Here is a 19,515-nt window from a genome sequence, read left to right as displayed (position 1 = left end):
AATTACTTTTGTTTATTTGATTGTTCTTTATGATCGTTTCCAGCCAGGATGATCACAATCTCACCCTTGGGCTCGTGCTCCTTGAAATGGGCTATCACCTCTTCCAGCGAGCCACGTACACTCTCCTCGTGTATCTTGGATATCTCGCGGCACACGCTTACCTGGCGATCGCCACCGTAGGCCTCGGCAAACTGCTGCAGCGTTTTTACCACGCGGTAGGGACTCTCGTAGAATATCATGGTGCGCTGCTCGCCCTTTAGCGATTCTATCTTGGTTTGGCGCCCCTTCTTCTGCGGCAGAAAACCCTCGAAGGCAAAGCGGTCGCATGGCAATCCGCTGGCCACCAGGGCAGGCACAAAGGCTGTGGCACCTGGCAAACATTGTACTTCGATGCCTGCGCGCACGGCCTCGCGTACCAGGAAGAATCCCGGGTCGCTAATGCCTGGTGTGCCTGCATCGCTTATCAGTGCTACGTTCTCGCCTGCCTGCAATCGGGCTACGACCGAGGCCGACGTTCCGTGTTCGTTAAACTTGTGGTGCGACATCAGCTGGTTGTGAATCTCGTAATGCTTCAGCAGTTTGCTCGATGTGCGAGTGTCTTCTGCCAGCACCAGATCCACTTCTTTCAGAATACGGATGGCTCGGAAAGTCATGTCCTCCATATTCCCAACTGGAGTCGGTACGATGTATAATATACCCATAACAAGGGGCAAATATAAGGCAAATTGACGGAATAGACAAAAAAACACGCAAATCTTTGCAATTTTTAAAAGGTATTTTGTAATTTTGTCGCCAATATGATAGAAAACTTAACAGGTGAGGCACACCGACCTGGAAGAATTGAAGTGGTGTGCGGCTCGATGTTCTCGGGCAAGACTGAGGAGCTGATCAGGCGAATGCGCAGAGCGCAGTTTGCCCGTCAGAAGGTGGAGATTTTTAAACCGGCTATCGACGTGAGATACTCGGAAGAGGATGTGGTGAGCCATGATCAGAAGCACATCCAGAGTACACCCATCGATTCGCCGGGAAGTATCCTGCTGCTGTCGAGCGATATCGACGTGGTGGGCATCGACGAGGCCCAGTTCTTCGACATGGGTATCGTGGATGTGTGTAACGAGCTGGCCAACCGCGGTGTACGTGTGATTGTGGCCGGATTGGACATGGACTACAAGGGTGTGCCCTTCGGACCCATGCCTGCCCTGTGTGCCATTGCCGACGATGTGACTAAGGTGCATGCCATCTGTGTAAAGTGCGGTAATCTGGCTTACGTGAGTCATCGTAAGGTGCAGAGCGAGCAGCGCGTGCTGCTGGGCGAGACTACCGAGTACGAGCCCCTGTGCCGCGAGTGTTATCAAAAAGCAATAAGAGAGGAAAATGAAAGAAAAGACAATCACGCTTGATCAGCTGGTACGCTGGCTGGGTGCCGGCCTGTTGGTGATAGGCATATTGCTGCTGGTAAACTACCTGAGCAGTGTGCTGCTGCCGTTTTTTGTGGCCTGGCTCCTGGCCTATCTGCTTTATCCTGCTGTAAAATTTGTGCAGTATAAGCTGCATGTGGGCAACAGGGCACTGAGCATTGTGATTACGCTGGTGCTGTTGATAGCCGTGATGGCTGGTGTTATCTACCTGATCATACCGCCTATGATTGAGCAGTTTGAGAAGTTGGGCAGCCTGGCAACCGACTACATACGGAAGGAGGCGCACATCAAGGATATTCCTGGTGCCATACAGCTGTGGATAAACCAGAACAGCCGCGAGATTGAAAAGTTCTTTAAGAGCGCTACGTTTACCGATAGTGTCAAGACGGTGCTGCCCGGACTGTTTAACGTGCTGGGACAGACGGCTACCGTGGTTATCGGTATCGTGGCATCGCTTATTACCTTATTATATATGTTCTTTATCCTGCTGGATTACGAGTACCTCACGGACAACTGGATTCGTATCTTCCCCAAGAAGAGTCGTCCCTTCTGGCAGGGATTGGGTAAGGATGCCGGACAGGCGCTTAACAACTACGTGCGCGGTCAGGGAACGGTGGCACTCATCATGGGTATCCTGTTCTGCATAGGCTTTACGATTATCGATTTCCCCATGGCCATCGGTCTGGGTATCATGATAGGTATTATGGACCTGGTGCCTTATCTGCACACCTTTGCACTGATACCTACGGTGCTGCTGGCACTGCTCAAGTCGGCCGATACGGGTCAGAACTTCTGGGGTATCCTGGCGCTGGCCCTGCTGGTGTTCATCGTGGTGCAGCTGATATGCGATATGATAGTAACGCCTAAGGTGATGGGTAAGGCCATGGGACTGAATCCTGCCATCCTGTTGCTTTCGCTCTCGGTTTGGGGCGCGCTGCTGGGCTTTATCGGACTGATTATAGCCCTGCCGTTAACCACACTTTTGATTGCGTATTACGAACAATATGTTACAAAAGATACAGAAAATGAGGGTGGTAACGAAAAATCTTCCGAATAAATTTGGTTAATTCGGAAAAACTTCGTACCTTTGCACCCGCTTTCGTAAGAAAGCATTCGTCATACAAGGTTGATCCGCTAGCTCAGTTGGTAGAGCACAACACTTTTAATGTTGGGGTCTTGGGTTCGAGCCCCAAGCGGATCACAGAAAAGAGAGGTTTTTTAGCCTCTCTTTTTTGTTTCACCGTTGGGGGCTCTCACCCAAGGGTTCTTTGACCAAGGTCAAAGCGTCTCCTTCGTCGCCGAGCGCGAGCCCCAAGCGGATCACAGAAAAGAGAGAGACTTTCGGGTCTCTCTCTTTGTTTTTTCCGTTTCGTGTTCTCGATTTATAACTTGACTGTTACTTGATTGCCGTTGTAATCGATGGTCTTTGTGGTGCCATCGGGCAGAACCAATGTAAACTTGCGGTCGAGCAGCATGCCCTTGTAACCGCCTTGGCGGGCACTGATGTGCAGCGTGCGGGTGCGGTCGGTCCAGGTAAAGATGATGTTAGAGTAGTAACCCTGCTCGTAATTGTAACCATCACCCTCGTCCTCGTACAGCGAGAATTCGGCATCGGCACCTGGGTAGATGCGTATCTCGAGGTTGTCCCAAGGCTTCTCGCCTACGTACTGCATCACAGGACCCAATGGCACAATGCTACCGGCACGTACAAACATCGGTACCTGGTCGAATCGGGTAGTAAGCACCACGTTCTGTCCGCCCTTATATAGCTTGCCTGTCCAGAAGTCGTACCAGTTGGCACCCTTTGGCAGGTACTTGGTTGCGGTCTTGGTTTCGGTCCAGTCTGCCTGTTCGGCAGACTCGCCCGTAACCTCCTTACGGTTCCAGCCGGTCATGGCATCTTCCTTGATAATTTTTTCCTGGGTGTACTGGGCCTCTACAATGGGGCAGGCCAGGATGCTGCGACCGAACATAAACTCATCGGTCATGTCCCACACCTTCTTGTCGGCGGCAAAGTCGCTGAACAGCGGGCGCATGTAGCTAAAGTTGTTGTTGGTAACCTGCGAGGCGGTACTATATAAGTAAGGTATAAGGCGGTAACGGAAATCAATCAAATTTTTGATAGATTGATAAACGGGGGTGCCGGGCTCGCCGAATTGCCATATCTCGCGAGGGGCATCGGCACCATGACTGCGGAACACGGGGCAGAACAGTCCGTACTGCATCCAGCGTACATACAGCTCCTGGAACTGTGGGTTCTTAGGTGCTGAGCCAGAGCCCTTGGTGTTGTACGAACCACAGAAGAAACCGCCGATATCAGTGTTGAAGTTGGGGTTACCGGTGAGCGTGAAGCTTAGTCCTGCGGGAATCTGATTGCGCAGCATCTCCCACGACGAGGCTACGTCGCCACTCCACATGTTTGAGCCATAGTGCTGCTGTCCTGCAAACGACGAGCGTGTCATGATGAAGATACGCTTGCCGCGATCGTCCTTGCGCTGTGCCTGATAGATACCGCGTACGGTTTCGAGTGGGAAGGCATTACGCAGCGAGCGCCAAGTACCGCCGGTAACAGGGTGCTGGTAGTCGCTCTCCTTGGGGTTGAAGAAGTCGGGATCGGTAGAGTCCATCCACCAGGCATCGGTGCCGTAATCGTACAGCTTCTTCAGGTATTTCCAATAGATGGCACGGGCCTCGGGACTGAAGGCATCGTACACCTTTACACCCGAAGGATACTCCATGATAGGAGGCCATACATGCGAGATGCCGCTCTGTGGCCATGTCTCGATGGGCAGCAGCAGGCCCTTGGCATCCAGCTCGCGGAACTGCTGGGTCTGAGGTCCGAAGCTGGCCCAGATACTGATCATGAAGTGGGCATGCTTCTGATGTACGTTCTTAATCAGCTGCTTGCCGTTGGCAAAATCCTCAGCCAGGAAGTCCATGGCGTTCCACAGGTAGTTGGAACCCCAGTACTGCCAGTCCTGGATAATACCATCCAGGGGCACCTGCAGCTCGCGGTATTTATCAACAATGCTCTCGGTTTCGGCTGCGGTCTTGTAACGTTCCTTCGACTGCCAGAAACCATACGTCCACAGTGGGAACATGGGCACATCACCACTCAGGAAGCGCATCTGTGCAATCACACCATCGGCCGAACCACCATACATAAAGTAATAGTCGATCACATCACCAGCCTCAGAGGTAAGCGACATGCCGCGTGCATCATCGTCGAACTGGGTGGGGGCGTAGTTATCCCAATACAGGCCCCAACCCTTGATGCTCTGGATCACGTTCTGGAAGTCCTCCAGATTGCTCTGCTCCATGCGCTTATGCTCGCCACGACGGTTCATCTTGCCGTTCTGAATGGTGCCCAGACCGTAGATAGCCTCGCCTTTATCAAGCGTAAAGGTCTGGTTGAGTGGGGTAAACGTGTGCGACTTTTCGCGTAGCAGCACTTTTCCTTTGGCATCAAGGAATGTGATGCAGCACGTTTTCTCGTCGAGCTTCACCGTTAGCTCGCTACTCGATGTGGTGCTGCCCTTGCGGGTAAGCTTTACTTCCTGAGGCTTGGCTATAATCACCTTGCTCTCGGGTGTTACTGGCTGCCCTGGGTACTTTACCACATGTACAACAGAAGGTGTAAAAAACTCGATCTTTACACCCTGTGCACACATAGCTATTGGTGCCAGCAAGGCAAGAATTGCTATTGTTACTCTGTTCATAATGATTATTTGATTTTGTTATATGCAAACTCGTCGATATCCACGTAGCCGCCCACCTTCTTGGTGGCGTAGTTGAAGATACCGAATTTTGAACCCATGAAGAAGCGCTGCCAGTCGAACTTCAGACGGTAGTCGCTGCCAATCTGCTGCCACTCCTGGCCGTCGAGGCTGTAGTAGAACTTGGCGGTGTCGATACCCTGACCGCCCTGCGGACGGAAATCGGCATCGATGCGCAGCCACAGTTTCTTTTGCTGCAGTTGTTGCAGTGCTACAGTTGCTACAACCTTTTCCTCCACCTTCTCCACCTTCTTCTCGCGCGGACTCAGCGTCACCTTGGTCTCGCTCATCTCGAGGGTGTACTTCTTGCCGTTCTTCTTAACGGTGAGGGTACCTGAATCGCTGTTGAAAGCAGAAAGACCGGCGCAGTCGCCATCCTTCATCTTCGAGAGATCCATCACGATAGCACCTGAACACTGTGGGCCTTCCATGCGCTGGGTAAGTGTGTTGGGGGCCAGATACAGGTTGGGCACCACACGACTGGTCTTCAGTCGCAAGTAACCTGGGCGTTCGGTCAGGCTCCAGGCCTTATCTACGGGGTTGTGATTCCACTGCCAGTGCAAACCTAACTTATCTGATGAAAAGTCGTCGGCCTTTACGATAGATGCCTCGGGTTCGCCATTCTTCAGCGCACGAACGCGGTCGGGCACACGACCTTCCTCGTCGCCCAGCATAGGCCAACCGTCAATCCAGCGGCAGGGCATCAAGGTGAGCACACGGCCCACACCGCCACGGTCCTGGAAAATCACACCATACCAGTCGCCATCCTGGGTATCAACAATGGTTCCCTGTGCCTCGTAAGAAAAGCCACCGAACTCCGACTGCAGGATGGTAGCCTTCTCGTAAGGGCCCTGGATGTTATCGGCACGGTAGCACACCTCGCGGCGATGGCGGCCAGGGGCATACACATGCGAAATCATTAGCAGGTAATACTTGCCGTTATGCTTTATCATACGCGAACCCTCAAGCAGTCCGGTCTCGTCGGCTTCGCGCTTAAAAATCTGTCGGTGGGTGCCTTCAATCACATCCGAGAGGTCCTGCTTCAGCTCCATCATCTCGCCTGTACCATATACTACGTACACACGATCGTCATCGTCGAAGAACAGCGAGCAGTCGTGGAAGTGGCGCATGCGCGACACAATCTTCCATGGACCCTCGGCCTTGTCGGCAGTAAAAATATAGGTATCGCCCATGGCACCACGCTCGTTGGGAGCCAGCAGGGCATAGAACTTACCCTTGTGGTACTTAAGCGATGTGGCCCACTGTCCGCGTCCGTAAACGGTACCCTCGGTAGGCGAGAGGTCGTACTTGGGCGAGTCGGTCAGCTTGTCGAAGATGTAACCCACGGTCTCCCAGTTCTTCAGGTCTTTCGACTTCATGATGGGTGCGCCAGGCATCAGGTGCATGGTGGTGGATACCAGATAGAAGGTATCGCCCACGCGGATGATGTCGGGGTCGGGTACATCGGCCCACAGCATGGGGTTGTCGATCATGTTTGTAACTATGTTCTCATGCTTGCTTGCAGCATGGTTTTGTGCCTGCATATTCGTTGAGGCACAGAGCATCAGGGCGATGCTCAGTAAAGTCCTGGTCTTCATATAATTGATAATAATTAGTTCGCAGTAAGTTTGCGATTAGTCGTCCTCGTTGCCCTTGTAGTGGAACTCGCGGATTTCAGGTGTCTGGCCCAGATCTACCTCCTCGGGCTCTTTAACTTCAGGCTGATTCAGGCGCTGCTCGTAGCCTTTGTGAATCGTGCCAACCTCCAGCAGGATATCCTCGAAGAATACCGTTGGGATGATGATGCCGAACATACCTACACCTACGCGAGTGCCCTCGGGGTGCATGTTGTTGTGGAGGTAAGATGTTGAGTAGAACGTATGACGATAGGATATCAGACGGTTGTACTTGTGGAAAATCTCCAAGTCGTCCTGTGGTATCACTGTGGTATCTGCGGTGGTAAAGATAAATGTCAAGTTGTGTACATAGTCATCCACTACATCGCCCTTGATACCGTCGTTAACCTCCAGGCACTGCATCAGGTTATCGGTCATCTCCTCGTTCATGTCTTCCTCTTTAGGAGCGGTAAAGTAAGCTACCAGCATACCTACCAGGATAATGACGCCGAAGATGAGTATGCGGCCCAGACAGCTGCGGGTAAACTCCTGTGTAAACGACTCGTTGGTTCTGTAGTTGGTGTTGTTGTCAATGTCAGCTTGATACATACCTTTTTTGTTTTAGATTTGATTATTGTGTATGAGGTTCATAAACTCCTGGCGGGTCTTAGCCTGATTAAAGGCACCGCTGAAGTCGCTTGTTGTAGTAATGCTATTCTGTTTCTCCACACCGCGCATCTGCATGCACATGTGCTTGGCCTCGATCACCACCATCACACCTAAGGGGTGCAGGGTTTGCTCAATGCAGTCCTTAATCTGCTGCGTCATGCGCTCCTGAACCTGCAGACGGTGGGCAAAGATATCCACCACGCGGGCTATCTTCGACAGACCGGTGATGTAGCCGTTAGGGATATAAGCCACGTGTGCCTTACCGTAGAATGGCAGCATGTGGTGTTCGCACAGCGAGAAAAAGTCGATGTCCTTTACAATCACCATCTGGTTGTAGTCCTCCTTAAACAGGGCATCGGTCAGAATCTTGTGGGCATCCATTGTGTAGCCTTTGGTCAGCACCTGCATGGCTTTGGCCACGCGCATAGGGGTCTTTTCCAAACCCTCACGGGTAGGATCCTCGCCCAAAAGGCCGAGTATCTTCTCGTAGTGGTCGGCTAATTCCTCGATTCCATCGCGATATTTCTCGTTGTCGTATTCCTTAATCTCTATATTCATTATTGATATTGTACGGTGATTTTTCCTTTTACGATGATGGCCGACTGGTAGCCGTTGCGCTTTACACGCTCCAGCACCTCGTGTGCCTCCTCGTAGGTACGATAGTTGCCCATGCGGCATATCCATCGTGGTGAGTAGAAATGTACATAGACAGGTACGCCAGGGAACAATCCCTTGATCTCACTGCCTATTCTTTCGGCCTTGATACGGTCGTTACGTGAGTTGCCGCCTGCATACACCTGTACGCGATAGCCTGGCACCTTGGTACCCTTCATAATCTTTTTCTGGATTTCCTCGGGGTTGTCAAGACTCACGGTGTCGTTGTGTTCAACCACTACGGGCTGTACCTTCGGCTTTGTTTCCTTATCCTGATTTGTGTTTGTAGCAGTATTGTTTTCTTTCTTCTCTGTTTGTTTCTGAGTGTTCTTGGGGTGTACAGGTGTAGTACCTGTGGTAGCCGCAGTAGTAGCCGGACCGTTAACCAGCTCGTCGATGGCCTTAGTCTGCGTAAGGGTTATCTTGCCCTCGCCGTTCTTGCTCTGTTGCAGCCTCTTGGTAAACGACGACTGAGCATCGGCCACCATAAAGCAGCCGATGCAAAGCGTCATTATAGTCATTAATCGTTTCACTGCGATTACTTCTTCCAAGCGTCGATAATACCCTTGAAGTCGGCAGCCTTCAATGAAGCACCACCAATCAGACCACCATCGATGTCGGGCTTAGCAAACAGCTCAGGAGCGTTGCTAGCCTTGCAGCTACCACCGTAAAGGATAGTAGTGTCGTCAGCTACAGCCTGACCATACTTCTCGGCGATGATTGAACGGATGTAAGCGTGGATCTCCTCAGCCTGCTCAGCAGTAGCGGTCTTACCGGTACCGATAGCCCAGATTGGCTCGTAGGCGATAACGATCTTACGGAAGTCCTCCTCAGAGAGGTTGAATACTGAACCCTCGAGCTCGGCCTTTACTACCTCGTTCTGCTTGCCAGCCTCGCGCTCCTCCAGGCTCTCACCGATACAGAAGATAACCTTCAGATCGTTCTTCTGAGCCAGAAGCACCTTCTCCTTCAGGATCTCTGGAGTCTCCTTGTAGTACTCACGACGCTCTGAGTGACCCAGAATAACGTACTGAGCACCTGTGCTCTTTACCATCTCGGCACTAACCTCACCAGTGAAGGCACCCTTCTCCTTGTCAGCGCAGTTCTCAGCACCCAGGCCGATGATGTCCTGGTCGAGGAACTGTGCGATAGATGCGAGGTGGATGAATGGAGTGCAGATTACTACACCACAGTTTGGCTTGTCAGCCTTCAGAGTCTCGTTCAGCTCCTTTGCAAGAGCGATACCATCCTGGAGATTCATGTTCATCTTCCAGTTTCCTGCTACAATTTTCTTTCTCATAATTCTACTAAATTTTATAATGTAAAAAACTAATCACTATTCACTAATCACTATTCACTGTCACTATCCACAGTATCCTTCTCTCGTCTCACCCACTTGGTCCAAGCCCAGAGGCGGTCGGCAATCGTCAGGAGTACCAGCGGTAGTACAAACCACGTTAATACCCACAGTATCTTGGTGGTTACGGTCTCGGTGGGCAACTGGCCTAATTCGCTGTCTTCAAGCTTGGTGGTCAACTCCTCCTCGGTGGGCAGGTTGTTGTGGCTCCACTTGCGTATCACCTTACCATCCTTGAGCAACAGCAGTCCAGGGTTCGAGCGAATCATCGTTTTCAGTGTGATGTCGTCGGTCTGGCAGAAGGCGTATTCGGCACCTGTCAGGTCGCGCCAGCTCTCGATGGCTTTCTCGCCACTGGCTGTCAGACAGTAGAACGGATAACCGTTATCCAGACTGTACTCGTACATCTGGTTAATCTCGTCCAATCGTGAGTCGTCGGCCTGTTCCAGATGCGGGGCAACCAACAGGAAGGTGTATCCCTCGTCGGTAAGTATCTGCTCCGTCAGGTCCTCGCCATCGCTCACCTGCTCGATAAACAAATCGGTGTAGGGCGAATCCTCGCCTTCCATCATCTTTGTCCAACCCTCGCGTATGTCGGCTCCAATGTGGTAGGGACGGAAATCGAACTGGGGTAGGGTGTACAGACTCTTGCCCGAGATAAACAGCAGAATGAACACCAAGCTGTAGTTCATCACTATCCACTGATTGCTCTGACTGATGAGTCGTGCCTGCTCCAATGGCCATTTCCATACCACGATGGCTGCGCCCAGCAGTATCACGTTCTTCCACAGCGTTTGCCAGTTGGTAAGCACCAGCGCGTCGCCAAAACAACCGCAATCGCTGATAGGGTTGCTCAAGGCCAGCCAGAGTGTGAGCGGTGTCATTACGACCATGATGGCCAGCACCAGCTTCGATACAATGCGACGCCTGATGGCAAACAGCAAGCAGATGCCTAAGAAGAATTCGGTGGCTGCCAACAGTACCGATGAGGCCAGCGTGGTAAAGTCGGGCATCATGCGCCCTAATCCGATTGCCACCAGGTAATCCTGTATCTTGTACTGTGTTCCCAGTGGGTCAACGGCTTTGACGAATCCTGAGAAGATAAACGTCAGTGCCAGCACTATTCGGCAGATGTTAACGGCAGCTTTCTTCATGCTGTGGCGTTATCGTCGTCCTCCGATAATTTAATTACTCCAAAGACCGCGTAGTTAATGATATCCATATAGTTGGCATCGATACCCTCGCTCACGAGTGTCTCGCCCTGCAAGTTCTCGATCTCCTTGATACGTTCAATTTTTGTCAGAATCAGGTCGGTATAGCTACTAACCCTCATGCCGCGCCACGCCTCGTCGTAGTCGTGGTTCTTACGCTTCATCAGTTCCAGGGCCTCCTTGGCATGCTCGTCGTAGAGTGCCATGGCCTCGCTGTTGCTGATGTCAACCGTATCAGCAAATCCCTTAGCCAGCTGGATAAGACCTACAATGCCGTAGTTAATCAGTGCGATAAACTCCGGACGTATGCCTTCGCCCACCAGCGATTCTTTCTTAATCTCGAGCGAGCGGATGCGCTTGGCTTTGATAAACAACTGATCGGTTAATGCCGTGGGACGCAGGATGCGCCACGACGCTTTGTAGTCGTGCAGCTTCTTCTCGAACAGTGCTCTGCATTCTGCCAGAGCCTGCTCAAACTGAGCGTTTGTCTTTTCAAATTGGGTCATATCGGGTGCAAAGGTACAAAAAATAGTGAAAAGTGGAAAACTTTTTAGCCACTTTTCACTTTTTTTGAAGTTAGCATGTCTGCGAACTGCTACTTTTCTTTCTGCTTTTTGTGTATATAGCGGATTTTCAGCCCCAAAGCTTCGTATTGAGTGCGGATGGAATCGCGTTTTATGCGCAGTTGTGTCAGGGCAGTCAATTCTTCGGGTGTAGCCTTCAGCGCCTGCTTGTGCGCCTCTACCTCCTTGGTCAATGAATCAAATTTTTGATTGGTTAACTGCAACAGGCTGTCGGTCTTCCATAATTCGGCCTGTGCTTTCTTCAACTCGGTTGCCTGTTTCTCAACCAAAGCGGCCTTGCGGCGATTGATTTCCTGTCGGGTCTTCGTCTCGCCACAAGCCGTTAATATCAGTATCGCCAATATTGGCAGTATTATTTTCTTCATTCCTCTCCCAGTTTTTTGCCACTCATCAGCAACTCAACCAATGGACGGTCCTTGAAGGTGTGGCGCTGCTGATCCCAGAAACCAAAGTCGGCATCGTAGCACCAGGTTGTCCAGGCAATGTTGTACTCGTCGAATACGGTCAGCATATCGCGTGTCCAGTTGTAAGCCAACTCGCGGTCCACTGGCTCGTAAACACCCCACTCACCGCAGAACAGCTGCAGGTCGTACTTCTTGGCAGCTTCGATGGCATCCTTAAACTGTGCACGGATGGTGTTGATATCCCATACCTGCTCGGTGTAAGGCTTCAGCTGGTCCTTAATCTCAGCAGGAGCTGCCTCGTAATCCTCCTTCGATACCAGCACACCAGGATAGTTCACCTTGCCCTGATACTTACCCAGTGGTGTCCACCAAGCACCATAGTGTGTCAGAATCATGGGGTTGTAGTAGTGGAAACTCAGGATGATATTCTTGTCGCCCTCGGGCACCTTCAGGTACTTCATGGTCTCGTGTCCCTGCCACATGTTACTACCAATCACCAGTGTACGCTGTGGCTCCAGTTCGCGCAGGGCCTTGTGTACCTTGGCTACCAGCTGGTTCCACTGCTCGTGCTCGGGTGCTACAGGCTCGTTCATAAACTCGTAAGCCACCCAGTCGTTGCTGCGGTTCTTCAAGGTGTCCGACAGCTGCTTCCATAGGTTAATCAGTCCTTGCTGCGACTCCTCTGAAGTAAACAGGGTGTTAGCAGCTTTATCGTCCTCGTTTGCTGCGTTAAAGTAGTGTGAGCGGATAATGTGCAGATCCACAATAGCGCGCAGGTTGTGCTTCTTAGCCCAATCGAGTGCGTTGTTCAGCAATCCCCAAGCCTCGGGCAGCTGCTTGCCGTCCTCGTCCCAGAACTGTACCTCGTCGATGGGAATACGTACAAAGTCGAATCCTAACTCCTCCAGACGTGCAAAGTCGTCCTCCTGAATGTGTAGGCGACGGGCCTCGCCACGCTGCTCGCTCTGCGACAGCCAGTGACTGATGTTGGTACCGCGCTTAATGCGGAAGTTGTTCACTTGTCCAGCCTGCGTTTCGTCCTGTTTCTGGGCTTTGTTTCCGCACGACGTGGTTACGCACATTGCCGCAATCATAGCTACGGCCAGCATTAAAATGTTTTTTCTCATACCTTGGTTTAATTATTAATAGATTGTCACCTTATATTTCATCTTTCACTTCTTCCATCTCGTCGTCCAAACGGTTGCTCCACAGGTATTTCTTGGTTTCCTGGGCAGCCACACCGCTTAGCAGTAGCAGGGCTATCAAGTTAGGTATCGCCATCAACGCGTTCATGCAGTCGGCAATATTCCAGATAATGTCCAGATTAATGATAGAGCCGAAGAAGAGCGACACGATAAACAGAATGCGGTAGAAACGATTGGTTCTTCTGCCTTCAAGATAGTTTACAGCACTCTCGCCATAGTAACTCCAGCCAATGATGGTGCTGAAAGCAAACGTCAGAATACCGAATGCCAACAAGGGCGCACCTACGTAAGGGATTTTCGAGAAGGCCACTTTGGTAAGTGCTGCGCCATCGGCATAGGTAATGTCGGGGTAGGCCAGGATGCTGCTTACCAATACCAATCCTGTAAGTGCACAGATAACGACGGTGTCCCAGAAGGTGGCTGTGCTCGACACCAAGGCCTGGCGCACGGGGTTACGTGTCTGGGCGGCAGCTGCCACAATTGGGGCGCTACCCAGTCCGCTCTCGTTACTGAACAAGCCACGGGCAATACCATAACGGGCGGCCATCATCACTGTGGCGCCTACAAATCCGCCACCTGCAGCCGATGGGTTGAAAGCCGAATTGATAATCAGTTGGATGGCTGGCCACACATAGCTGTTGTTAATACAAAGTATGGCGATGCACCCCAGTACATACAGCAGTGCCATGAAAGGTACCAGCACCGTACACACCTTGGCAATGGCTTTTACACCGCCTAAGATAACCAAAGCGGTGAGCAGACAAACGGTTAAACCTATAATCCAGGCAGGTACTCCGAATGTTTCGTGTGCCAGCAGGGCTATCGAGTTGGCCTGCACCGTACAGCCGATACCAAACGAGGCCAAAGCCGTAAAAATGGCAAACAGAATGCCTAACCACTTCATGCCCAAACCACGCTCCAAGGCGTACATCGGACCGCCAAGCATTCTGCCATCGGCTGTTTTTACGCGGTATTTCACGGCTAGCAGTCCCTCGGCATATTTCGTCGACATACCGAAGATACCTGTGAGCCAACACCACAGTACAGCACCTGGCCCGCCCAGGGCTACGGCTGTGGCCACACCTACAATGTTACCTGTACCAATGGTGGCTGCCAGTGCGGTGGCTAAGGCTCCGAACTGACTCACGTCGCCTTCGGCCTTTGAGTCTTTCTTTACGGATAGCTTGATGCCTGTGAACAGTTTGCGCTGAGGTATGCGTAACCTGAACGTCAGGAACAGGTGCGTACCAAGCAGCAGCACTATCATAGGCCATCCCCAGAGGAATGAACTCATCAGCGAAAAAAAGTCGTTAATTGGTTCCATTGGCAATGTAACTGATTTCTTGGCGCAAAGGTAGTGTTTTTGACTGATATGACAAAATAAAAGTGGCAAATTGATATCAAAATACGTAATTTTGCAAAAAAATGTTTGGCGGTTTAAAATTTAATACTTATCTTTGCACCACTTAAAAAACTATACGCAAATGAAGAAACTGTTGTTGATAGTTGCTGCGGTCCTGCTTCTTGGACTTGCTTACTACGGAGAGAAACCTCTGTTGACGCAAAACTCGTTGCCGGAAATGGAGGCGTTTTATAATGAGTCGTTACATCTCGATCAGATGTCGGCCGATAGTGTTGAAAACTATATTATAAAGGTAAAGGGCTTTACCATTAATAAGCCTAATGCCAAATACGATCCGTTATATAGCAGTATTAAAGAAAATATTAAAAAGAAGACAAACAAGGATTATTTTATTTATTAATGCTAAAATAATTGGTGGAAAGGAAAAAAATCCGTATCTTTGCAACCTAAAAAGGTATATATAATGAATTTATATAGCGACGAGGAATTAGCAGAGATATTAAATCAGGACATCTTCCACCAAATAAGCGAGGCTGCAGATCGATTGGGTCTGGAGTGCTATGTGGTGGGCGGATATGTACGCGACATATTCCTGGAACGTCCGTCTAACGATATCGATGTGGTTGTAGTTGGCAGCGGCATCAAGGTGGCCGAGGAACTCAAGCGCATCGTAGGCAAGAAAGCACATCTTAGCGTATTTAAGAACTTTGGTACTGCCCAGGTGAAATTCTGGCAGAAGGGTACCGAATACGAGGTGGAGTTTGTGGGAGCTCGTAAGGAGAGCTACAGTCACGACTCCCGTAAACCTATTGTCGAAAACGGAACGTTGGAGGACGATCAGAACCGTCGCGATTTTACTATCAATGCCATGGCCATCTGCTTGAACAAGGAGCGTTTTGGCGAGCTGGTCGACCCGTTTAATGGCTTGGCCGACTTGGAGGATGGTATCATTGCTACCCCGCTGGAGCCAGGCATCACCTTTAGCGACGATCCCTTGCGCATGATGCGATGCATCCGTTTTGCCACACAGCTTAACTTCCAGATTGAGGAGGAAACCTTTGTGGCCCTGGAGCGCATGGCCGACAGAATCAAGATTGTGAGCGGCGAGCGTATCAAGGACGAGCTTAACAAGATTATTCTTTCTAAGACACCATCGCGTGGTTTTGTGGATTTGCAACGTTGCGGTCTGCTCAATATCATCCTGCCCGAACTGTCGGCACTCGATATCGTAGAGCAGAAGAACGGTCGTGCGCACAAGAATAACTTCTACCACACCCTCGAGGTGTTGGATAATGTGGCTATGCACTCCGACAACCTGTGGTTGCGCTGGGCAGCCCTGTTGCACGATGTGGGTAAAACCAAGTCGAAACGTTGGGATGCTGCTATCGGCTGGACCTTCCACAATCATAATATGATTGGTGCCAAGATGGTGCCTCAGATATTCCGTCGCCTCATGTTGCCACTCGACATGAAGATGAAGTACGTGCAGAAGTTGGTAGATATGCATATGCGTCCCATCGTGATTGCCGATGAGATTGTGACCGATTCGGCCGTACGTCGACTGATGAACGATGCGGGTGAGGATATCGAGGACCTGATGACCCTGTGCGAGGCTGATATCACCTCGAAGAACGAGGTGCGCAAAAAAATGTTCCTTGAGAACTTCCGCATGGTGCGCGAAAAGTTGACCGACCTGAAGGAGAAGGACTACGTGCGCCTGTTGCAGCCTGTGATTGATGGTAACGAGATTATGGAGATGTTCCATCTGCAGCCCTGCCGCGAGGTAGGAGTGCTCAAGCAGTACCTGAAGGATGCTGTATTAGATAATAAGGTGGAAAACGAGCGTGAACCGCTCATGGCATTGTTAATGGCAAAAGCAAAGGAAATGAAACTAATTAAGTGATATGAGGAAACTACTAACTATTATCGGAATTCTGCTGTCTATACAGATGTGGGCAAATCCTGTAGATGATTTGCTGGAAAGAATCGACAAGGGCGCTTCGGCCAAATTTAAAACACAGCTGGTAAAGAGCGACAAGGATTTCTTTGAACTCGACCAGGCTGGCAATAAGGTGGTTATCCGCGGTAACTCGTGGGTAAACATCGCTTCGGGACTGAACTGGTATCTGAAATATTATGCCGGTGTACACCTCTCGTGGAACCAGATGCAGACCAAATTGCCTGCCAAGCTGCCCGCAGTAACCAAGAAGGAGCGCCGCGAAACCGATTTGTCGCTGCGTTACGATTTCAACTACTGCACCTTCAGCTATTCGATGGCTTTCTGGGATTGGAAACGCTGGGAAAAGGAAATCGACTGGATGGCACTTCACGGCATCAACATGCCACTGGCTATTGTAGGCGAGGAGTGCGTATGGCGAAATATGCTGTTGAAGTTAGGCTACACCGAGAAAGAGGTGGGCGAGTTTATCGCCGGTCCTGCCTTCTTGGCTTGGTGGGAGATGAACAACCTCGAAGGGTGGGGTGGACCACTGCCCACATCGTGGTATGCCCGTCAGGAAAAGCTGCAGAAGCAGATTCTGGCTCGCATGAAGCAGTTGGGCATGCACCCTGTACTGCCAGGCTATTGCGGTATGGTGCCCCACGACGCAAAGGAGAAGTTAGGCTTGAACGTGGCCGACGCAGGTCTGTGGAATGGTTTCCAGCGTCCTGCTAACCTGTTGCCTACCGATGCGCGATTCTCCGAAATCGCCACCTTATATTATAATGAGCTCACCAAGCTGTTTGGTAAGGCCGATTACTATTCGATGGATCCTTTCCACGAGAGTAACGATGATCCAAATATCGATTATGCTAAAGCCGGTCAGGCCATGATGCAGGCCATGAAACGTGTGAATCCTAAGGCTGTATGGGTGATTCAGGGTTGGACCGAGAATCCTCGCGAGGCCATGGTGGACGATATGAAGACTGGCGACCTGCTGGTGCTCGACCTCTTCTCGGAGTGTCGCCCCATGTTCGGTATACCCAGCATCTGGAAGCGTGAGCAGGGTTACAAGCAGCACCAGTGGCTGTTCTGTCTGCTTGAGAACTTCGGTGCCAACGTCGGTCTGCACGGACGTATGGATCAGTTGCTCGACAACTTCTATATGTTGCAAAGTTCAAAGTTCCAAGCACAAAGCTCAAAGTTAAAGGGCATCGGCTTCACCATGGAGGGTTCAGAGAACAATCCTGTGATGTTCGAGCTGATGAGCGAGCTGCCTTGGCGCCCCGAGAAGTTTACCAAGGAGCAGTGGGTTAAGAATTATGTGAAGGCACGCTATGGTGTAGAGGATGAGGCTATCGAGAAGGCTTGGCTTACTCTGGCCAAGAGCATCTACAACTGTCCTGCAGGCAACAACCAGCAGGGTCCTCACGAGAGTATCTTCTGCGGTCGCCCCACACTCAATAACTTCCAGGCATCAAGCTGGTCGAAGATGAAGAACTACTACGATCCTGCAATGACCAAGAAGGCAGCCAAGCTGATGAATAGTGTGGCCGAGAAATACCGTGGCAACAATAATTTTGAATACGATCTGGTGGATATCACCCGTCAGGCTCTGGCAGATCAGGCACGCTTGCAGTACCAGAAGACCATTGCCGATTACAAGGCTTTCAGTCGTAAGCAGTTCGATCGCGATGCCGAGCGTTTCTTAAAAATGTTGCTTCTGCAGGATAAGCTGCTGGGTACCCGCACCGAGTTCCGTGTAGGTCATTGGACTCAGGATGCTGTGAATGCCGGAAACACTGCCGAGGAGAAGAAACTATATGAATGGAACGCGCGCGTGCAGATTACTACCTGGGGTAACCGTTACTGTGCCGATACAGGTGGTTTGCGCGATTATGCCCACAAGGAGTGGCAGGGATTGTTGAAGGACTTCTACTATGTACGTTGGAAGTCGTACTTCGATGCCCTGGCAGCCCAGATGAAGGCCCAGACTGCCCCACAGCCCGAGTTGTTAGGTGGTGGTCCGAATGCTACTAAGACAGCTGCCGAGCTGTTTGCTATGGCACTGCCTCAGGAGGTAAAGCTCGACTACTACGCTATGGAAGAGCCCTGGACGTTGGACCAGACACCATACTCAGCTGCCCCCGAAGGCTCACCCGTAGATGTAGCCAAGGAGGTGATAGATTTCATGTTCAATGGTCAATGTTCAATGGTCAATGGAAAGTAAGCGATTATTAAGTCTCGATATTCTGCGCGGTATTACCGTGGCAGGCATGATATTGGTGAACAATGGCTGGGGCGAGAGCTTCGAGATGCTGCGTCACTCTAAGTGGAACGGCATGACGCCCTGCGACCTGGTGTTCCCCTTCTTCCTGTTTATCATGGGTATCTCGTGCTATCTCTCGCTGGTAAAGTCGGAGTTCAAGCCAACCCCACAGGTCATCCGTCGCATTGTTAAGCGTACGGTGCTGCTATTTGCTATCGGCTTGTTTATCAACTGGTTCGACCATGCCATCGAGGGCGACCTACTGTGCTTCGGTCATCTGCGCATCTGGGCGGTGATGCAGCGTATAGCTTTGTGCTATGGTATCGTGTCGCTGTTTGCGCTGTTCTGTAATCACAAGTACACCCTGTCTGTGATTGGTGGTTTGTTAGCCATCTATACCGCCATCCTGATTCTGGGTAATGGCTATGCCGAGGATGCTAACGTGAATGTGTTGGCACAAGCCGACTTAAAGTTGTTTGGCTACGATCATATCTATCATAAAAGTCCGGTTGATCCCGAGGGCCTGATGGGTACCATCTCATCGGTAGCCCATGTACTGTTGGGCTTCTATTGTGGTATGCTGATTCGCAAGCGTGAAACGGTTGAACAGAAGGTGATTGCCCTGTTTGTGGTTGGTGCAGTATGTGTGATTGGCGGCTACCTGCTCAGCTATGGGCTGCCCCTGAATAAGCGCATCTGGAGTCCCAGCTACGTGCTCATGACGTGCGGTTTGGCTTCGCTGATGCAAGCCCTGCTGATGTATGTGATCGACATACAGAAGAAGAGCGGTTGGACCACCTTCTTCCACGTGTTCGGTGTGAATGCGCTGGCCTTGTATGTGTCGAGCGAACTGTTGGCTATTCTGTTGAAAAATATCGAAGTATCCGAAATGGTATATAATGGCATTCATGCGGTGATCGCGCCCCTCAAGTGGGCATCGTTTGCTTATGCAGTTTACTTTGTACTACTGAATTTTGCCATCGGTTACGTGTTGTATCGAAAGAAGATTTATATCAAACTATGATATAATATTTTGTATTATTAATTTAA

18 protein-coding genes and 1 tRNA gene are annotated in these 19,515 nt (G+C 50.8%); 7 read left to right on the top strand and 12 right to left on the bottom strand.

From position 1 onward, the window contains the following. Positions 1–2: 2 nt before the first annotated feature. Positions 3–701, bottom strand: coding sequence for a 16S rRNA (cytidine(1402)-2'-O)-methyltransferase (rsmI, locus tag PRU_RS09680; protein ID WP_013065482.1), 699 nt, complete (start codon positions 699–701; stop codon positions 3–5). A 96-nt stretch (positions 702–797) separates the two neighbouring features. On the opposite strand from rsmI, the gene PRU_RS09675 reads away from it, so the two are divergent. The 3 genes from PRU_RS09675 to PRU_RS09665 all read left to right on the top strand — a co-directional run bounded on the left by PRU_RS09675 (position 798) and on the right by PRU_RS09665 (position 2,619). Next, a complete protein-coding gene (locus PRU_RS09675) occupies positions 798–1,400 on the top strand; it encodes a thymidine kinase (RefSeq protein ID WP_013063875.1) in 603 nt (200 codons plus the stop codon). Further along, positions 1,375–2,475 (top strand): AI-2E family transporter, encoded by a 1,101-nt coding sequence (locus tag PRU_RS09670; protein ID WP_013064156.1) that lies wholly within the window; start codon positions 1,375–1,377, stop codon positions 2,473–2,475. Before PRU_RS09675 ends, PRU_RS09670 begins: the two co-directional genes overlap by 26 nt. 71 nt (positions 2,476–2,546) lie before the next feature. Beyond that, positions 2,547–2,619, top strand: a tRNA-Lys gene (locus tag PRU_RS09665). A gap of 181 nt (positions 2,620–2,800) precedes the next feature. Here PRU_RS09665 and PRU_RS09660 read toward each other — a convergent pair. From PRU_RS09660 to PRU_RS09610, 11 genes are all read right to left on the bottom strand, one after another. Continuing rightward, entirely contained in the window at positions 2,801–5,137 is a 2,337-nt protein-coding gene (locus PRU_RS09660; RefSeq protein ID WP_013064761.1) for a glycoside hydrolase family 31 protein, read from the bottom strand. Positions 5,138–5,142: 5 nt separating this feature from the next. Further along, entirely contained in the window at positions 5,143–6,792 is a 1,650-nt protein-coding gene (locus PRU_RS09655; RefSeq protein ID WP_013065607.1) for a glycoside hydrolase family 43 protein, read from the bottom strand. A 36-nt stretch (positions 6,793–6,828) separates the two neighbouring features. Further along, complete coding sequence (locus tag PRU_RS09650; RefSeq protein WP_013063080.1) at positions 6,829–7,419, bottom strand: hypothetical protein; 591 nt, start codon at positions 7,417–7,419, stop codon at positions 6,829–6,831. 12 nt (positions 7,420–7,431) lie between these two features. Further along, a complete protein-coding gene (folE, locus tag PRU_RS09645; protein ID WP_013063830.1) occupies positions 7,432–8,037 on the bottom strand; it encodes a GTP cyclohydrolase I FolE in 606 nt (201 codons plus the stop codon). Then, positions 8,037–8,654, bottom strand: a complete 618-nt coding sequence (locus tag PRU_RS09640) for an SPOR domain-containing protein (RefSeq protein ID WP_080517196.1) — start codon at positions 8,652–8,654, stop codon at positions 8,037–8,039. Before PRU_RS09640 ends, folE begins: the two co-directional genes overlap by 1 nt. A gap of 17 nt (positions 8,655–8,671) precedes the next feature. Further along, complete coding sequence (gene tpiA, locus PRU_RS16515; protein WP_013065496.1) at positions 8,672–9,433, bottom strand: triose-phosphate isomerase; 762 nt, start codon at positions 9,431–9,433, stop codon at positions 8,672–8,674. A gap of 50 nt (positions 9,434–9,483) precedes the next feature. Further along, positions 9,484–10,644 carry a DoxX family protein gene (locus PRU_RS16510; protein ID WP_013063576.1) on the bottom strand — a complete coding sequence of 387 codons (1,161 nt, stop codon included), beginning with the start codon at positions 10,642–10,644 and terminating at the stop codon, positions 9,484–9,486. Beyond that, on the bottom strand, positions 10,641–11,207 hold the full coding sequence (locus PRU_RS09625; RefSeq protein WP_013063675.1) for a DUF1599 domain-containing protein: 567 nt from the start codon (positions 11,205–11,207) through the stop codon (positions 10,641–10,643). The genes PRU_RS16510 and PRU_RS09625 overlap by 4 nt, the downstream gene beginning before the upstream one ends. A gap of 89 nt (positions 11,208–11,296) precedes the next feature. Next, entirely contained in the window at positions 11,297–11,650 is a 354-nt protein-coding gene (locus PRU_RS09620) for a lipoprotein (protein WP_013065097.1), read from the bottom strand. Continuing rightward, positions 11,647–12,816 (bottom strand): glycoside hydrolase family 5 protein, encoded by a 1,170-nt coding sequence (locus tag PRU_RS09615; protein ID WP_013065043.1) that lies wholly within the window; start codon positions 12,814–12,816, stop codon positions 11,647–11,649. Before PRU_RS09615 ends, PRU_RS09620 begins: the two co-directional genes overlap by 4 nt. 31 nt (positions 12,817–12,847) lie before the next feature. Next, positions 12,848–14,218: an alanine/glycine:cation symporter family protein gene (locus tag PRU_RS09610; RefSeq protein WP_041386065.1), complete on the bottom strand. Its 1,371-nt coding sequence runs from the start codon at positions 14,216–14,218 to the stop codon at positions 12,848–12,850. Between the two features lie 160 nt (positions 14,219–14,378). On the opposite strand from PRU_RS09610, the gene PRU_RS09605 reads away from it, so the two are divergent. The 4 genes from PRU_RS09605 to PRU_RS09590 all read left to right on the top strand — a co-directional run bounded on the left by PRU_RS09605 (position 14,379) and on the right by PRU_RS09590 (position 19,489). Further along, positions 14,379–14,657 (top strand): hypothetical protein, encoded by a 279-nt coding sequence (locus PRU_RS09605; protein WP_013063461.1) that lies wholly within the window; start codon positions 14,379–14,381, stop codon positions 14,655–14,657. Between the two features lie 63 nt (positions 14,658–14,720). Continuing rightward, positions 14,721–16,160, top strand: coding sequence for an HD domain-containing protein (locus tag PRU_RS09600; protein ID WP_013065599.1), 1,440 nt, complete (start codon positions 14,721–14,723; stop codon positions 16,158–16,160). Between the two features lies 1 nt (position 16,161). Continuing rightward, positions 16,162–18,426, top strand: a complete 2,265-nt coding sequence (locus tag PRU_RS09595; RefSeq protein WP_013063406.1) for an alpha-N-acetylglucosaminidase — start codon at positions 16,162–16,164, stop codon at positions 18,424–18,426. After that, positions 18,416–19,489, top strand: coding sequence for an acyltransferase family protein (locus PRU_RS09590; RefSeq protein WP_013064024.1), 1,074 nt, complete (start codon positions 18,416–18,418; stop codon positions 19,487–19,489). The genes PRU_RS09595 and PRU_RS09590 overlap by 11 nt, the downstream gene beginning before the upstream one ends. Positions 19,490–19,515 lie beyond the last annotated feature (26 nt).

The sequence above is a fragment of the Xylanibacter ruminicola 23 genome, from assembly GCF_000025925.1.
Classification (GTDB): domain Bacteria; phylum Bacteroidota; class Bacteroidia; order Bacteroidales; family Bacteroidaceae; genus Prevotella; species Prevotella ruminicola.
Note: the sequence above shows the minus strand (reverse complement) of the source record. Positions and strands in the feature narration are given on the sequence as shown.

What these genes read in the sequence shown, in the direction of transcription:
- folE (WP_013063830.1), bottom strand. Translation starts at nt 8,037, where the DNA reads ATGAATATAGAGATTAAGGAATACGACAACGAGAAATATCGCGATGGA.
- PRU_RS09670 (WP_013064156.1), top strand. Translation starts at nt 1,375, where the DNA reads ATGAAAGAAAAGACAATCACGCTTGATCAGCTGGTACGCTGGCTGGGT.
- PRU_RS09605 (WP_013063461.1), top strand. Translation starts at nt 14,379, where the DNA reads ATGAAGAAACTGTTGTTGATAGTTGCTGCGGTCCTGCTTCTTGGACTT.
- PRU_RS09615 (WP_013065043.1), bottom strand. Translation starts at nt 12,816, where the DNA reads ATGAGAAAAAACATTTTAATGCTGGCCGTAGCTATGATTGCGGCAATG.
- rsmI (WP_013065482.1), bottom strand. Translation starts at nt 701, where the DNA reads ATGGGTATATTATACATCGTACCGACTCCAGTTGGGAATATGGAGGAC.
- PRU_RS09590 (WP_013064024.1), top strand. Translation starts at nt 18,416, where the DNA reads ATGGAAAGTAAGCGATTATTAAGTCTCGATATTCTGCGCGGTATTACC.
- PRU_RS09595 (WP_013063406.1), top strand. Translation starts at nt 16,162, where the DNA reads ATGAGGAAACTACTAACTATTATCGGAATTCTGCTGTCTATACAGATG.
- PRU_RS09640 (WP_080517196.1), bottom strand. Translation starts at nt 8,654, where the DNA reads ATGACTATAATGACGCTTTGCATCGGCTGCTTTATGGTGGCCGATGCT.
- PRU_RS09660 (WP_013064761.1), bottom strand. Translation starts at nt 5,137, where the DNA reads ATGAACAGAGTAACAATAGCAATTCTTGCCTTGCTGGCACCAATAGCT.
- PRU_RS09600 (WP_013065599.1), top strand. Translation starts at nt 14,721, where the DNA reads ATGAATTTATATAGCGACGAGGAATTAGCAGAGATATTAAATCAGGAC.
- PRU_RS16510 (WP_013063576.1), bottom strand. Translation starts at nt 10,644, where the DNA reads ATGAAGAAAGCTGCCGTTAACATCTGCCGAATAGTGCTGGCACTGACG.
- PRU_RS09610 (WP_041386065.1), bottom strand. Translation starts at nt 14,218, where the DNA reads ATGGAACCAATTAACGACTTTTTTTCGCTGATGAGTTCATTCCTCTGG.
- PRU_RS09625 (WP_013063675.1), bottom strand. Translation starts at nt 11,207, where the DNA reads ATGACCCAATTTGAAAAGACAAACGCTCAGTTTGAGCAGGCTCTGGCA.
- PRU_RS09675 (WP_013063875.1), top strand. Translation starts at nt 798, where the DNA reads ATGATAGAAAACTTAACAGGTGAGGCACACCGACCTGGAAGAATTGAA.
- PRU_RS09650 (WP_013063080.1), bottom strand. Translation starts at nt 7,419, where the DNA reads ATGTATCAAGCTGACATTGACAACAACACCAACTACAGAACCAACGAG.
- PRU_RS09620 (WP_013065097.1), bottom strand. Translation starts at nt 11,650, where the DNA reads ATGAAGAAAATAATACTGCCAATATTGGCGATACTGATATTAACGGCT.
- tpiA (WP_013065496.1), bottom strand. Translation starts at nt 9,433, where the DNA reads ATGAGAAAGAAAATTGTAGCAGGAAACTGGAAGATGAACATGAATCTC.
- PRU_RS09655 (WP_013065607.1), bottom strand. Translation starts at nt 6,792, where the DNA reads ATGAAGACCAGGACTTTACTGAGCATCGCCCTGATGCTCTGTGCCTCA.